The organism is Zobellia uliginosa (assembly GCF_900156625.1).
GTDB classification, from domain to species: Bacteria; Bacteroidota; Bacteroidia; order Flavobacteriales; family Flavobacteriaceae; genus Zobellia; species Zobellia uliginosa.
Genome location: NZ_FTOB01000002.1, coordinates 597116 through 612125, shown reverse-complemented (window position 1 = coordinate 612125; position 15010 = coordinate 597116). Strand labels below are relative to the sequence as shown.

Here is a 15010-nt window from a genome sequence, read left to right as displayed (position 1 = left end):
AAACTTGCATTTTAACAAAAAACCAAGTACTTGGTCTATAACCAAAATTTATAAGGCGTTTTTATCTGTATTTTGCAAGGGTTATTAGACGCTTCATGATTTACCGTTATTTTTTTAAAAGACTAATCGATTTTATAATGGCATTGTCAATTTTGACCTTGGCCCTGCCTATTATATTGTTCGTTGTTCTTTTTTTAGGAATAGCAAATCGCGGAAGTATCTTTTTTGTTCAAAAACGCCCTGGAAAAGACGGCAAAATCTTTACCATATTGAAGTTCAAAACCATGAACGACAAAAAAGATGCAAACGGAAACCTTCTTCCTGACGAAAAAAGGCTTACCTCTGCAGGTAAATTCATTAGAAAAACATCCCTTGATGAACTCCCTCAATTATTAAACGTGCTCAAGGGAGATATGAGCCTTATCGGGCCCCGCCCACTATTGGTCTCGTATTTACCTCTCTACAACGATTATCAAAAGAGAAGGCACGAGGTCAAGCCGGGTATAACGGGCTGGGCACAAGTAAACGGGAGAAATGCCATATCGTGGAATAAAAAATTTGAATATGATGTGTGGTATGTTGACCACATCTCTTTCCCCCTCGATCTCAAAATATTGTTTTTGACCGCATTAAAAGTGATCAAAACCGATGGGATTTCATCCGATACTAGCGCCACAATGGAATTGTTTACAGGAAATAGCGAACTATGCGATTAAGTATTATTATACCGTGTTACAACATGGAACTCTATTTATGCGAATGCGTCAATAGCTTATTAGACCAGCAAATGACGGATTCCGAATATGAGATTATTATTGTAAACGATGAATCTAAAGACAGAACCTTAGAAATCGCCCAAGAATACGCTACGCAACATTCCAATATAAAGGTTATCGACAAAAAGAATGCAGGCGTCGGCGCGGCAAGAAATTCGGGATACGATGTCGCTCAAGGGGAATACATTTATTTTCTGGACCCCGATGACTATGTTGCCCAAAATACTTTGCCCATTTTACTCGAACTATGCAAGGCAAATGATTTAGACATCTTGACTTTCGTAAGCAGATCGGTCGTCACCAAACCTTACCCCTATTCTAAAAACATTGATTCCTTTGATGCGTCCGCTCAACCTGACATCTGCGACGGCATTACCTATATAGCGAACAAAAAGCATAAAAACGAAATTTGGTGGTATTTGATCAAGCGTGATTTTATTCAAAATACCGGAATCCGTTTTATCGAAGGCAAATGGATGGAAGATGCCATTCTTACCTCCGAACTCTTTTGCCAGGCCAAAAGAATGGCCCATACCGACTTAGACGTACACCGGTACCGTATTTTGCCAACATCGGCCATGCGCAATAAAAGTCCGGAACACTACAACAAAGTGATCTACGACAATGCAAATGCAGCCCACGTGTTCAACGAACTCATAGGAACCATACCTAGAACGCATAAAGATGCAGAGGCGTGTATCAAAAGACTAAAAACGCGTCAGCAGTCTTTTGTCTTCTTTCTAATGGTACGCCTGATGAAATCAGATATTCCAGTATCTGAAATTCCGGCCATGCTCACGGGTTTCGAAAAAATAGACGCATACCCATTAAAGAAATTTCTAGGGGAAGATTACCACGGGATAGGCTATTCGTGCTTGGTTTTCGTATTTAACAGAAAGCCTTTGATCAATCCTTTCATAAAGATGTTCCGATCTTTTTATACTTTAGTACGATGAATATTCTCATATCTTCTGCCGGGAGGCGTGTCTCTCTCGTTAGGGCCTTTCAAAAGGAACTTAAAAAAATATATCCCGAGGCCAAAGTGTATGCATCCGATGCAGATCCCACACTTTCAGGTGCCTGCCAAATAGCCGATGGCTATTTTAAAGTGCCTTTTGTGACCCATGCCGATTATTTCGATGTGTTGATCAGCGAATGTAAAAAGCGTGACATCGGCCTGTTGATTCCCACTATAGATACGGAATTATTACCGCTGGCACAAAACAGACTGCTCCTTGAGAAAAACGGGATTACACCTGTGGTCGCCTCCTCCGATTTCGTTGGAAAATGCAGGGACAAAAGACAAATCCACAAGTTCTTTGAAGCCCATAACGTAGAAGTTGCCAAAGAATATCCAAAAGACAATTATAGCCTTCCTTTGTTCATCAAACCTATTGATGGCAGTAGAAGTGTTGACACCTATCTGATCAAAGAAGAGAAAGACCTGACGGACTATCATTTTCAAAATGATAAGCTTATGTTCTTAGAATACCTCGATCATGATCAATACAATGAGTTTACGTGCGACCTCTATTACGGCAAAGACCATGAACTGAAATGTGTCGTACCTCGAAAAAGAATCGAAGTAAGGGACGGTGAGGTCTACAAGGCCCTGACCGTGAAGAACCTTCTCGTTGATTACATCAAAAAAAATATGGCTGCCGTAAACGGTGCCGTGGGTTGCCTTACAGCCCAGTTTTTTGTCCATAATACCGAAAACAATGTTAGGGCCATAGAGATCAACCCTAGGTTTGGTGGTGGCTACCCCCTATCTTATTTGGCAGGTGCCAACTACCCCAAATGGATTATAGAGGAATTCACCCAAGGAAAACAAATCGATCAAGATTTTGATTCGTGGGAAAAGGATCTTCTCATGATCAGATATGACGATGAAATTTTAGTCCATGGATATAAAGGTTGATGAAAAATCGGTCATCGTTTTTGATTTAGACGATACACTCTACAATGAAATCGATTATCTAAGATCTGCCTATTCCGCTATTGCCTTGGAACTCGCCCCAAAGCAATGGAAAAAACTTTTTGTACAAATGTTCTCAATGTATCGAAACAAAGAGAACGTGTTCGAATACTTGACCGCAACTTTTGGGGTTGAAAAACAAATGCTCATAAACCTTTATCGAAACCACCAACCAGCTATCGTTCCGTTCGAAGGGGTTCTTCCCTTGTTAAAGAACATTAAGGACAAAGGTGGAAAACTGGGTATTATAACCGATGGGAGGAGCAAAACCCAAAGAGCCAAGCTCTCGGCCCTGGCCGTAGTCGACTACTTCGATACCATTGTGATATCGGAAGAACTAGGTTCCGAAAAGCCCGACCAAAACAACTATCGGGCCGTAGAAGAAGCTTTTCCAAATCATCGCTATTGTTACATTGCCGATAATATAAGAAAGGACTTTCTTGCTCCTAATGCCCTAGGCTGGGATAGTATCGGGCTGATCGACAATGGCCTGAACATCCACACTGATGCTTTTCGCTATTTTACCGAAGACCATCTTCCAAAGGCTTTTGTTAAAAATATTGACGATATTGTAATTACATAAAATACCTTCACTTTTTTCCTTGATCGGGTTAAAAAGTTGACTTGGTTTTTTTGAAAGTCTATTTCAAAATGGTAAATTTATATTGGTAATACCAGTAGGTATAATCTGGTTCGGACAGCGGATTCCAAAATTACGGAATACAACTAGTTTTAATTAAATTTTTATCAAATGGCTTTAACAAAGAGTTATTTACCTATCATTACCCTTTTAGTCCTATTTATGAGTCAACGTTACGGATAGTCCCCATTTTAGCAACAGTACCAATCCCAAACACTCTGAAGACAGAGCCAGTAGCTGTCTATTCGGATATTTAGACCATATACATGATTAAAATCATAACTGAAAGGAATGAGTGGAACGACCTTATAAAAACAGTCGACCACTGTGACTTTTACCATACCTACCACTACCACTACCTCTCAAAAGGAGATGACGAAACCCCTATTCTGATTCACTACGAAGAAGAAGGTACGCATATCATCCTCCCCCTAATGTTACGGGAAATAGAGGGCACCTGTTACAAAGACGTTACCTCCGTGTATGGTTATGCAGGACCCCTGTGTAGTACCAAGAACCTTAATTTCGACAATACCAAGTTCAAAAGCGAATTACAAAAGCTTTTCTTGGCACACAAAGTGGTATCCGTTTTTTCAAGGCTCCATCCCTACATTGAACACCAAGATGAAATTTTGGCCAATATTGGGGAAATCTATAGCCCTGGTGATGTAGTTTACATTGACCTTACCCTACCGCTTGATCTGCAACGACAACAATACAGTAGTCGCTTAAAGACTTATATCAATAAATCACAAAAGCTCTGTTCCGTTCGTAAAGGGACTACGGAAGAGGACATCCGGACCTTTATCGAAATCTATTACGAAAATATGAGAAGGGTAAACGCCGATGAAAGCTACTTCTTCAATGACCGTTACTTCTACCAGCTCATGCTCAGTTCATTCTTTGAAACGGAACTATTGCTATGCGTATTAAACGAAACCAACGAAGTCATAGGCGGGGCCATGTTCATAAAGACTGACGAAATAGTACAATACCATTTATCGGGCCATAAGGAAGAATTCTTGCACCTCAATGCCATTAAACTGATCATAGACACCATGCGCATCAATGCCACCGAAGAAAAATACAAGTATTTTAACCTTGGTGGTGGAAAAGGCGTTAAGAGCGATACGCTCTTTGCCTTTAAGTCCACTTTTTCAAAAAACCACAGACCTGCCAAATTTTGGAGATATGTAGTTAACCCCGAAGTGTACAAGGAACTCGTAAAAATGAACGAGGACCAACGGTGTGAAAGTACTAATGATGGTGAGAGCAACTTTTTTCCCGCCTACCGACAAATACCAAAATCCAATTAATCTCAGTTCGTTTTGATAAAAAACAACCCTTTTCTATCGGACAGCTACACTTCGATTTGGTCGAATCATTTTGACGGAGGCAAGAAGCCCTTAAGCTTTGATTTTTTTGAAAACATACAATTTTACAAGTATGCGGGGCTGCCTCTTTATATCAATTCAGGAAAAACCCTTACCAAGGGTATGGACTATGGTTTACTCCCTGAACCTTTAAACGGCCATAGAAAAAAGGTTTTTCTCATTTATGATGTCCCCACATATTTCAACACCGTTTCCGACATTCCCGAAACTACCACTCTAAAATTGCTCCGATCCAAGCAATACCCCGGTTTTGCTATTGAATTAGGGTCATACGCCAACTTCAAGGAGTATATGCTCTCTACCTTTAGCAAGAGTAGCAGGTACAAGCTGAACAAATACAAGAAGCGCTTTGAAGCCTGTTTTGATATTACGTACAAAATGTACCACGGAGACATCAGCAAAGAAACCTACGATTTTGTATTTGAATCTTTTAAGGAATTACTCACCAAACGATTTGACGACAAACAAATCACCAACAATAATCTCAATCCGGAAGAATGGCGGTTCTATTACGATGTCGCCTATCCGCTGATTCTTGAAAAAAAAGCCTCCCTATTCGTTATTTACGACAGGGAAAAACCGATCGGGGTAACCTTGAACTATCATTCCGACAGCGTTCTCTTTGATGCTATCACCGTTTTTGACATTGATTACGCCAAATTCCATTTGGGTTCGGTGACCATTATGAAACTGATAGAATATTGCCTAGCGGAAAAAATAGAAGTCTTCGATTTTTCAAAAGGTTATTTTGATTATAAAACGAGGTGGTCAAATACGACCTATGATTTTGAATATCATATTTTCTACGACGCCTCATCCGTTACCGCCAAGACACTAGCCTCTGCTTTGAAGCGATTCTTCGATTTCAAACAAAAGCTCCGCGATAAGAACATAAACGAAAGATTGCATCGGTTCACCTATAAACTAAGGCATAGAAAAACCGAAGTCAAAACTATAGATGTCCCCTTTACATTTCATGATATTTCTTCGGACCCCCTACCCAATGGGCTTACCGAAGTCAATTTAAACCTAGCCGAGAACCGTAAATTAAGAATGCTTGCGTTTGAATTCTTATATCTGAACGATGAGTGTTTTACCTCACTTAAAGCGTTCACCGACATAAGCAACCAATATTATTTTATAGGGACGAAAAAAAAAGTGAAAGTTTCCATAACTTAATTCGACCTTGAAGAGATTACAAAAATTAAGGATAAATAACATCAATAAAAATAGATAACAGTGCTGTTCAACTCACTCGATTTTTTGATTTTCCTTCCGGTAGTATTCGTACTATATTGGTTCGTTTTCAAAAAGAGCCTCAAGGCTCAGAATATATTGGTCATTGCAGCCAGTTATGTCTTCTATGGCTGGTGGGACTGGCGTTTTCTTATCCTTATCTTTTTCAGTACCGTTCTCGATTTTTTCGTCGGCCAGCAAATTTTTAAAAATCAAGACAACAAACAAAGAGCCAAATATTGGCTATGGGTAAGTGTTGCCTTTAACTTGGGCCTATTAGGCTTCTTTAAATACTACAACTTTTTTGTAGACTCGTTTATCGAGGCGGTTAGCGCCTTGGGCTACAACATAAAAAGTGTATGGACCTTACGTATCATCCTACCCGTAGGTATCTCCTTCTACACCTTTCAGACCATGTCATATTCATTTGACATCTATTACAAAAAGCTCGAGCCCACCAAAAATTTCATCTCGTTCGCGGCTTTTGTAGCTTTCTTTCCGCAATTGGTCGCAGGCCCCATAGAAAGGGCCTCGAACCTATTGAAGCAAATCAACACCCGGCGTAGTTTTAAATACGAACAGGCCAGTAGCGGATTAAAACTTATTCTTTGGGGCTTTTTTAAAAAACTCGTCATCGCCGATTCCCTAGCCCCCATAGTTGATGATATTTTTACCAATTATACCGACTACCCGGCCTCTACCTTGATTCTAGGGGTCTCACTTTTCAGCTTTCAAGTCTATGGTGATTTCAGTGGCTATACCGATATAGCCATCGGTACGGCAAAACTCTTTGGGGTAGAGCTGATGTCTAACTTCAAATTTCCCAATTTTTCTCGGAACATTGCCGAATATTGGCAAAGATGGCACATTTCGCTCAGCACATGGTTCAGACATTACCTCTACATTCCTATGGGAGGATCCCGTGTGAGCAAATTAAAGTCGTTGCGAAACATTGCCGTCATCTTTTTGGTCAGCGGACTTTGGCATGGGGCCAATTGGACCTTTGTGTTTTGGGGAGGAATTCACGCCCTGCTTTATATGCCCGTATTTTTAATGGGCCGGAACAGGATCTATGCCGACAATGTTATAGCTGAACGCACTTGGCTTCCGAGCATTACTGAAATCTTTCAAGTGTTACTGACTTTTATTCTTGTAACCTTCTCGAGAATATTCTTCCGTTCCCCCACCCTTTCCTCTTCCTTCGATTTTATCGAAAGAATAGGAAGTAATTTTTATTACGAACCCTATATGCACCCCATGGGCTATAGAATGTTCGATTTTTATTTACTGATAGCCCTGTTTACCTTTTATGAATATCTGATACGCAGGGACGAACGCAACCCGTTCAAGTTTAAATCGCCAGTAGTCCGCTTTCTCTTGTATACCCTAGTGGTTTTAAGTATATTATTGTTCTATGACGATGGGGTCAACCGTTCGTTCATTTATTTTCAATTTTAAGTTAGGATGAAAAAGTTTATTCTAAAATCGGTTCTCTATATGCTTCTGATCCTCCTGTTATTGGAGGTAATCGTAAGGGTATTCCATCTCTATACCGAAGACCCTCCTCGCTTTATCGATGCATATGGGGTTGAAAAACGGGTGCCCGACCATAGTGGGTACGCCGTTACCGGTAATAGAAACCAAAACTTCTCTGAATTCCATATCAACAAGGCGGGCTTCAATTCGTACCGAGAGTTCACACCTTCAGCTGACAAGTTTGAATTGGCCCTAGTAGGTGATTCCTTTATTGAAGGCTTTCACCAAGACGTTTCAAACTCCATAGGCAAGCAAATTGAAAACCAGACCGAAGGTATCGAAGTATACGAATACGGATACGCCGGTTATGATTTTGCCAACCAGATGCATTTGGTACACGCCTATAAGAACGACTTTCAACTTATAGACCAAATCATCTTATACCTAAATTACGATAACGACTTAAAACGAGGGGTTTACAAACCGAACAAGGATCGGATCCAAATGCTCTCCTCTACCCTTTTTAAAATACGCGACAACATTAAATTACTGGCCTACGGTAGTAAAATAGGGATTATAGAGCCCCTTAAAAAACTTGCCCAACGCGGTGTAGCCTTTAACGACACCGAAGAAGGCTACCGTACCAATGAACTTACCCTAGATAGTGAAGACGAAGAGTTAAAACGCGACCAGAAAAGAATAGCCAATTTTAAAAGTTTGATCCACCTTTACGGTTTTGACAAAAGTAAAACCACCCTACTGCTAGACCGTAGAAAAACCAGCAAACGCTTCTTGGACTTCTGTAGGAACAATGGGATACGATACATTGATTTTTCATCCAGTTTTGAGAACTCCAAAAGGCCTACGACCCTGATATACGACCACCATTGGAACGCACACGGTCGAGCCCTGATCGCCAAAGAGATAGCCGATTATGTAAAGGAGACCCAAAAGCACTGAACGTGTTAACAGAATTCTTTTACGACCTGCCCCTATGAACTCCACGAACTTTTTTTTCGACGCCTACACCAAAGAACAGCTGCCAACCCATTACAGGCAATTGCAAAATAGGTATACGGGTGACCTTGTCTTTACCAATTCCGACACCGATGAATTTCACTTTGAAGGACCGGCCTTCGTAGTTAAGGACGTACCTGGTTATTTTAAGGTAGAGACCGAAAAACTTCCCAAAAACATCGGCTGCCATACCGTAAAACAATATCCCGGTTTTCTGATCAACTTTGATAATGTACCCTCTTTAAAGGCCTACCTAAACGAGCGATTCGGTAAAACGAGCCGCTATAAACTACGTCGTGAGCAAAGAAAACTAGAACAATGTTTCGATATTCGTTATGTCATGTACTTTGGGGCCATGGAAAAACCGGAGTACGATTTTTTAATGGATGAATTCTATCGACTGTTGGAATTGCGTTCCCTTGAAAAAGGAATCAAGGACAATATCAATTTGGCCACCCAAGATTTTTACCGGGCCAACGTCTATCAAATGATCCTAAACAAGAAAGCTTCATTTTATGTGATTTACAATGGAAGAAAGCCCATCGATATCTGTCTGAACTTCCACATGAAAAACGTTATTTTTCAATATATACGAACTTACGATATCGATTATTCCAAGTTCAACACCGGATACACCGACCTGATGAAGCAGATAGAATGGTGCATTGCCAATGGCGTACGATTGATTACTTTTTCAAAAGGCGATTTTTATTGGAAAAGACGCTGGTGCAATACCGTCTACGACTACAATTACCATATCTTTTTCAAAAAGAATTCATTAAAAGGAAGACTAAAGGCCACATCGTACTATCTGATCAAAGCCTTGAAGCAATATGTTCGTGAAAAAGGCCTAATCGAAAAATATCACGATTTTAGGGACAAACATCGAAAACCCATAAATTTACCGAACGACCCTTCGGAAATTACACGGACCCCCATACCCTTCGAAAAGGAATTCGCGAAAATAGAAGCCGTTGATTTTAAGGATAGCAAATTCGATTTTCTTAGGCGAAGTATTTACGATTTTCTCTATGAGAGCAACGAAAAAGAGTCCGAAATTAACGTTTACGCAATTTTAGACCATCCAAAATCTTACTTGGTCGTAGGGAAAAAGAGTAAAATACTGCTTTCAAATACTTCCGATATCCCGATTTTCTGAATAAAAACCGTAAATAAACCTTTTATTTTGCCGTGTTTATGCGGTTCATCGAGTTTTTTCCCAATATTTTCTTAAAAAAAATCCAGACATTGCACTTCACCGTATATATTCGCAGTTGAACCCCGTAAAAGAGAACACTGTGGCTGATTTAACCAAGACGTCTGAAAATTTCAATATACAATTGTGGCTTGCTGAATTAAAAGAAAATATAATTCTTTCTATTTACCATAAATCCCCCATTATCTTTCTGCTCTTTATTAGGTAATAGAGCACCCAACCTAGTTTTAATTTAGTCCCCCTTGAAAGACCTGAAACGAAGAATTTCGCGGTTTGATGATCGAAAAGTTCTTTTTACGGACTTTTTTGATACGCTGGTCCACCGTACCGTACACCCTAATTACGCCATACGGTTATGGGCCAAGTTTATGGTTCGTGAGTTGGCCATACCCATGGAAGGCGAACAATTGTTTACCATCCGGATGGAAGCGCTTGCTTATGTAGGCGAAAAACAAGGGCGCTCTACGCTAGAGGTCAAATACAAAGATGTCATCACCGAGGTGTATCACAGGCTTGTGAATACCGAAAATTTACAAGGTGTCTCTTTCCCAAGATTCCAAAAATTATTTGAAAGGGCCGACTTTACCGCTGAAATTTCAGTGCAGTTCAAAAACGAAACCCTTATTTCCACGCTCGAACACTTTAAACAAAAGGGCTATCGTATTTATCTATTGTCCGATTTCTACCTTTCAAAAAAGGTAATCGAAAAAATTCTGCACTTCCATAAAATAGACCATTTATTCGATGCCGTTTTTCTCTCTAGCAGCGTAGGGCGCAGTAAAGAAAAAGGGTCTTTATACCCCTATGTACTAGATACACTGTCCTTAGATGCCAAAGAGGTTTTAATGATCGGTGACAATATGGGTAGTGATGTGACCAATGCCCATAAACACGGTATACCCTCATTGCACCTGAAACACTTTTCCCATAAGTTCAGGAACAAAAAGAACCTTTTGGGTTCCGATAAAAACGATTTTAAAAGAGTTTGCCAGACCATTGAATCCCGGTGTAAAAAAAGCGGACACCCGTTTAGCGAATACGTACTGCACTTTTACTTCTTTACCGAGCGACTTTATATCAATGCCAAAAAAAATAAGGTAAACGACCTATTCTTCCTTGCCCGTGAAGGGCATTTTTTAAAACAGCTGTTCGACTGCTACCAAGACATGAACCTGTTCAAGAGCGAGGCAAAAATACGAACACACTATCTTAAGGCATCAAGGCAATCGGCTACGCAACTGGCCCTTCGGCCATTGCCCGAAGAAGATTTTGGGGGCTTACTCAAAAGATTCGGAAAAATGTCTTTAGATCATTTCCTTGACTGGTTTCCTTTTTCCGATGAGACCAAAAACAACATCAAACAAGAAATCCCTAAAGCTACAGACGATAGCCAGATCGCGTTTTTTCAGTCGGAAACCATGCAACACCTAAGAAACAGCCCGAAGTTTCAAGAAGCCTACGACCAAAACCGCTACGACCAAAAAATGGCATTTCTGAACTATTTGAAATCGTTCGGGGCCGATTTTGACAAAGACGGTCTTGCCCTTGTTGATGTGGGATGGGGCGGTACCATGCAAGAAAGCATATACAAGTTCCTGAAAAGGAAAATACCGGTAACGGGCTACTATCTTGGACTTAAGGAAATATACAATATTGAAAAGGGCACCAAGAGATACGGTTTGAATTTTTCAATCTATCCGAGCCAAGATTTTTCCGATGACGTACTCATGGCCAACGGACAACTTTACGAACAATTACTGGCAGCGCCACATGGCAGTACCCTATCGTACACCATGGGCGAAAACGGTCAATCCCCTACAGTGGAGTTCCATGAACCCAACGAGAAAATGGTTTTTGACCAATACGTAAGTCCGATTCAGGAATATATGTTTTCCGAATTCAAGAACCTTTTCAACGATTTGCGTGCCATTGACTATTCACAGGCTATGGTACAAGAATACATTACCGACATGGCCTTACGAACAGGTATTTTTACCAACAGGAAAAAATTAAAGTTCGTAAACCAGATTACAAAAGGGTTTTACCAAAATGTAGGCCAAAATAAAGTAGGACTTGAATACAACCCCAACCAGGTCAAAACTTCAAAAGTGGCCCTCATCAAGACGTTTTTGAAATCTCCTGAAAAAGTCTTCCGCTATTTGGTGAAAATCAAACCATTCATGTATGCCAAGGGCTATTATTGGATGTCATGGCCGTTAAACCTAACCTACTATTACATTAAGTTCAATTTTTGGGCCAAGCGAAAATGGCTGAACAAAGGTTTGCTATCGTAACTAGAACTTGGTGATAACAAACTCCGATCTTCGGTTTTCCTGATGTTTTTCCTCATCACAATAGGTATTGTCATCACATTCGTTCAACAAATGGGTTTCGCCATAGGCTTCCGTTTCAAGGCGTTCAGCCGATACGCCCCGCTTTACCAAATATGCCTTGGTGTGGGTCACACGTCGTTCCGACAACCAATCGTTGTAGGCCGATGTACCCCTTGAATCGGTATGTGAACTGATTTGAAGTTCCAATTCGGGATATTTCGCCAAAATATCGGCGAGACCGTCAAGAACCTTTTTCGATTTTGCATTTAAATACGAAGAATTCAGGTCGAAATACGCAAAGCCCAAAGCGTCGATCTCATTTCTGATTTCCGTTTCACGTTGTTTTAAGGCATCTAGCCTAGCTTTTTCGGCTGCGGCCAATCGAGCTTCCTCTTTTTCCTTTGCCCGTCTTGCGGCCAAGGCCGCCTCTTCCCTTTCCCTTTCTATTGCCGCGATCGAATCTTGTTGCTTCTGCCTTTGGGCATCTAGCTCCTCGATCAATGCAAGTTTGGCCTCGCCCTTTTTCGATAAGCCTTTCGTAATTCCAAATTGATATACCACCCCGGCCGCATGCTGTAAGTGATTGGTGGCACGGTCATTGTTCGCCGCCCATTTTCCCGAAGAACTGAAATCGAGTCCGAAACGATCGGAAAACCAGGTTCTAAATCCTACTACGGCATTATACGTGGCCCGAGATTCATTATTCGCTTCCGTATAACCCGCGCCAACACCCAAATAGGGGTCGAACCATCCGGTCTGCCCTATGATCTTATTCAAATCATAGGTCAACCGGGCATCTATCCCGTAATAATCGGTTTCCTCAAGGTTAGTCCTTCCATCGATAAATTTACCCACGGCGTATTTATTGTAGGTACCGATAGCCTCTATGCCGATTCCGCTCTCAAAATATCTTCCTATACTGATTCTTGAGGGATACGGCAGTACGTTCCATTGATCTCCCGGAGCCAATAGTTCATCGAACACATCTCCCGAGTCATCTACAATATTATAACCAAGGCCGATAATCCACGAACTTTTTACAATACTGTCCTTTGCGATAAGTTTCGGTTCTTCTTGCGCCTGCAATAGGTTTGCCGTGGCACATAACAATAGAACCATATATTTTATATGGGGTTTCATAAGAATACAATTTGGGTGTTCTCACTACAAAGTAAGAACTATAAGGGCAAGAATCCGAATGTACACTTCGAATGGCAGCAATAATCGATAGGGTGTTTAATACCAGCTATATATCGGTTTTACTCGACAATAATTTGCTTTTGGGTAAGTGGTAAGCCGTAAATTGAAAACGGACTCGTCAACGCGGTAGAAGACGCCTCCTCCTTGGTTATTTCAACACCTAAGATCAAAAGGCTGTCAGATGTATTCTTAACGAACAATCGAGGCAAGGAAGCCCCTTGCTGTTTTCCGGCGCAGTAGATAAGCAACATTTCTTTGCTAAAATCAACTTCGGGTACCGCCAGTCCCGGTTTTCGGGTTCTGTTGACCTGTGCGTAGAATTTAAGCAGGCTTTTTCTATCGGTAACCACTATCGCCCCCTCTTCATCGGTACCGCTATAAAAATCGCTTTCAATTAGTCGCATTGGATTTTCCTGTTCGGAAACGTCTTGTTGGCGCCCTCTTTTTTCCTGCCCTTTACAAGATGAGAAAAGTAGAATCAAAACCAAGAAAGCACATTTCATATTACGTCAAAGATTTGTCAAACCTTGCTTTATAGGCCCTTTCATAGAGTGCTTCATACAAGGGCAGTACCTTTTTGATATCGAACCGTTCCGCAGAGGCTACCGCATTTTCTTTAAACTGATTCAAAGTATCCTCATCTTTTAAAATACGCAAGGCGTTGTACGCCATATCGGTAACGTCGCCAATATCACTCAAAAATCCGGTAATACCGTGCTCGTTAACTTCCGGTATTCCCCCTGCATTACTAGAAATTACAGGTACTTTGTTAATCATGGCCTCCAAGGCCGCCAAACCAAAACTCTCTGATTCGGAAGGCAAAAGAAACAGATCGGAAAAACACAGAATTCTATCTATTTCATTACTGTTTCCTAAAAATATGACCTTATCGACCAAACCTTTCTCTTCGCACAACCTTTCGGCATTTTCTTTCTCAGGCCCTTCCCCCACCATAACCAACTTGGCCGGTATTTCTTTTTGAACACGGTCAAAGATCTCGATGACATCGGGAATACGTTTTACCTTCCTAAAATTACTGATATGCGTAATAATTTTCTCGTCGTCCTTAGCCATTAAAGAACGTTGGCAATCGGTAAACGTAAGACTGTAATTTGATTTATCTATAAAATTGGGTACCACCTCGATTTCCTTCTTAATATCGAAGAACTCCATGGTACGTTGTTTCAGGTTTTCGGAAACGGAAGTCACCACGTCGGATTGATTGATACTGAAGGTAACCGCCGGTTTATAGAATGGATGGTTGCCCACCAAGGTAATATCCGTACCGTGCAAGGTCGTTATCATAGGCACATATATGCCCTCTTCCTCCAACATTTTTTTGGCCATATAACCTGCATAGGCATGTGGTATGGCATAATGAACATGAAGCAAATCGATGTTGTGTAACTTCACCGTATCTACCAACTTACTTGACAACGCCAGTTCATATGGTTGATATTTAAAAAGCGGATATTCGGGCACATGCACTTCGTGGAAGTAAATTTTATTACCTAAGAGCCCAAGGCGCACAGGTTGTCTATAGGTTACAAAATGAACCTCATGCCCTCTATCGGCCAAGGCTATACCCAGTTCCGTGGCTACTACACCGCTCCCTCCAAAAGTTGGATAACAAACAATTGCTATTTTCATCAGTCAAATTTAGCTAAATCTATAAAGTAAGTCGGTAAAAGCTCTTTTTAATTTCAAGACACCGCAAAGTATATGGCAAGTTAACCGAGCATCA

At 40.9% G+C, this 15010-nt stretch carries 13 protein-coding genes; 10 read left to right on the top strand and 3 right to left on the bottom strand.

Annotation, left to right across the window (positions count from 1 at the left end; all coding sequences use genetic code 11):
• Window positions 1–98: 98 nt before the first annotated feature.
• From BW980_RS07110 to BW980_RS07065, 10 genes are all read left to right on the top strand, one after another.
• Window positions 99–716, top strand: a complete 618-nt coding sequence (locus BW980_RS07110; protein ID WP_076454753.1) for a sugar transferase — start codon at window positions 99–101, stop codon at window positions 714–716.
• Window positions 707–1732: a glycosyltransferase gene (locus BW980_RS07105; protein WP_083690399.1), complete on the top strand. Its 1026-nt coding sequence runs from the start codon at window positions 707–709 to the stop codon at window positions 1730–1732. Before BW980_RS07110 ends, BW980_RS07105 begins: the two co-directional genes overlap by 10 nt.
• Window positions 1729–2697, top strand: coding sequence for an ATP-grasp domain-containing protein (locus tag BW980_RS07100; RefSeq protein WP_076454224.1), 969 nt, complete (start codon window positions 1729–1731; stop codon window positions 2695–2697). The genes BW980_RS07105 and BW980_RS07100 overlap by 4 nt, the downstream gene beginning before the upstream one ends.
• Entirely contained in the window at window positions 2681–3337 is a 657-nt protein-coding gene (locus BW980_RS07095) for an HAD family hydrolase (protein WP_076454223.1), read from the top strand. The genes BW980_RS07100 and BW980_RS07095 overlap by 17 nt, the downstream gene beginning before the upstream one ends.
• Window positions 3338–3660: 323 nt before the next feature.
• A complete protein-coding gene (locus BW980_RS07090) occupies window positions 3661–4710 on the top strand; it encodes a peptidoglycan bridge formation glycyltransferase FemA/FemB family protein (RefSeq protein WP_076454222.1) in 1050 nt (349 codons plus the stop codon).
• A gap of 12 nt (window positions 4711–4722) precedes the next feature.
• Window positions 4723–5967 (top strand): GNAT family N-acetyltransferase, encoded by a 1245-nt coding sequence (locus BW980_RS07085; RefSeq protein ID WP_076454221.1) that lies wholly within the window; start codon window positions 4723–4725, stop codon window positions 5965–5967.
• Between the two features lie 60 nt (window positions 5968–6027).
• Window positions 6028–7482, top strand: coding sequence for an MBOAT family O-acyltransferase (locus BW980_RS07080; protein ID WP_076454220.1), 1455 nt, complete (start codon window positions 6028–6030; stop codon window positions 7480–7482).
• 6 nt (window positions 7483–7488) lie between these two features.
• Entirely contained in the window at window positions 7489–8460 is a 972-nt protein-coding gene (locus tag BW980_RS07075) for a hypothetical protein (RefSeq protein WP_076454219.1), read from the top strand.
• Between the two features lie 34 nt (window positions 8461–8494).
• Window positions 8495–9676, top strand: coding sequence for a GNAT family N-acetyltransferase (locus BW980_RS07070; RefSeq protein WP_076454218.1), 1182 nt, complete (start codon window positions 8495–8497; stop codon window positions 9674–9676).
• 299 nt (window positions 9677–9975) lie between these two features.
• On the top strand, window positions 9976–12027 hold the full coding sequence (locus tag BW980_RS07065) for an HAD family hydrolase (protein WP_076454217.1): 2052 nt from the start codon (window positions 9976–9978) through the stop codon (window positions 12025–12027).
• Here the strand turns inward: BW980_RS07065 and BW980_RS07060 are convergent, their stop codons facing one another.
• The 3 genes from BW980_RS07060 to bshA all read right to left on the bottom strand — a co-directional run bounded on the left by BW980_RS07060 (window position 12028) and on the right by bshA (window position 14916).
• Entirely contained in the window at window positions 12028–13206 is a 1179-nt protein-coding gene (locus BW980_RS07060) for an OmpA family protein (RefSeq protein WP_076454216.1), read from the bottom strand. It abuts the gene before it with no gap.
• Between the two features lie 119 nt (window positions 13207–13325).
• Entirely contained in the window at window positions 13326–13769 is a 444-nt protein-coding gene (locus BW980_RS07055) for a hypothetical protein (protein WP_076454215.1), read from the bottom strand.
• A 1-nt stretch (window position 13770) separates the two neighbouring features.
• Window positions 13771–14916, bottom strand: coding sequence for an N-acetyl-alpha-D-glucosaminyl L-malate synthase BshA (gene bshA, locus BW980_RS07050; RefSeq protein WP_076454214.1), 1146 nt, complete (start codon window positions 14914–14916; stop codon window positions 13771–13773).
• Window positions 14917–15010: the final 94 nt, after the last annotated feature.